The following is a 1,311-nucleotide window of genomic DNA, read 5'->3' as shown; positions in this document are numbered from 1 at the left end:
AGGAAGGCTCGATGAAAGTGATAGTGATGAGGATCGTGACGAGCGCATCGACCTTTTTAAGGAGCTTCCGGGGCATATTGACGAATCCACAATAAGGGATATCAGAGATGACAACTCTGAGATGAAGTGTGACCCTAATCCTTCCACACCCTGTGCAGACAATGAAAATGAACGACAGATTCCTACCGATGATCCTTCCTCAATACTTCAGGGTGTCCCACATATATCTGAGGGTTTTCGTGATTACTTAATGGCATTGGACATGAGCGAAGTAGATGACATAGCTTGTCCATCGAATTCAGGAAGAGAATACTCCAGTGGTGCCGAGTTGCCTTTACAGCAAGAGGATGTTTCATCGCCACCTATTATTATGCCTTGTTATTCATGTGAAATAGCATGTGCTCCTCAAGTCAAGGCTTGTTTTGGAGTATTGGCATCCAGTTCTTTGAAGGAAAAATCACATGAAGAATCAAGTTGTGAAGAAATAGAGCATGAAGTGGACAGTGAAGTGCAAGAGAGGAATGGCAAAAAGAAACGGCGAGTGGTTGCACAAGTATGGATTCCAAGAGGTACATTGGAGGTCATGAAAGTCTTCAACATGACAAAAATAAATTTGGGGGAAAAATTTTGTGTACCACACAAAGCCAAGAAGAGAAAAAGAAGAAGAAAAGCCTTTAATCCTCAAAGTGGAGTAGGTTGATCTTGAGAAGAAGGTCAAGTCGAGCCGGCGACGTTAAATCCAAGCGCTCCTTGGGAGGCAACCCAAGCAATAAAATATCCTTTTAGTATCCTTTATCTCTTTTGATTCATTTTAATTTCAGTTCTCTTTGCAATTGTTTTTTTTTAAGCATGGCGTGTGTTGGTCTGTGATTGAGTCTATGGTTGGCGGGGTTGGTTGAATTGGTTTGCATCAGCTCACACTTTTATTGAGGTTGCAGTTTATGGTTTGTTGGGTTTGATTCTACTCTTATTCCATATTTTCGTCTCTAGCATGCATGGCATTTAGTTACTTTGTAGTCATGTTTTCATATTTTTCAAAAAAAAAAGAAAAAAAAGAAAAGAAAAGAAAAGAAATTGTTGAGAAGAAAAAAATGATGAAGTGAATTGCTTTGGCTTGAATATGTTGTTTATTCTGATTTGGATCAATGTTGTTATTATTCTACATTATTTGTTTGATCCAAGATTGACAAGAAGAAGTTTTTGAGCTTGGCCTGATATTTATATATGTGAAGGGTGTTTATTGAATGAGTGTGGGGTTATGATATTATGTTGTTCATGGTTGTGAAGGAGCATGTTTCTTATGTGCATTAC

Annotated in this window: 1 protein-coding gene; it reads left to right on the top strand. The window is 38.5% G+C overall.

Annotated elements, in window-relative coordinates; all coding sequences use genetic code 11:
* On the top strand, window positions 1-700 hold a 700-nt coding region (locus tag BVER_RS33135), incomplete at its 5' end, for a hypothetical protein (RefSeq protein WP_198155490.1).
* Window positions 701-1,311: the final 611 nt, after the last annotated feature.

The sequence above is a fragment of the Candidatus Burkholderia verschuerenii genome (genome assembly GCF_001189365.1).
GTDB lineage: Bacteria > Pseudomonadota > Gammaproteobacteria > Burkholderiales > Burkholderiaceae > Caballeronia > Caballeronia verschuerenii.
This window is presented reverse-complemented; position numbering and strand designations above follow the sequence as displayed.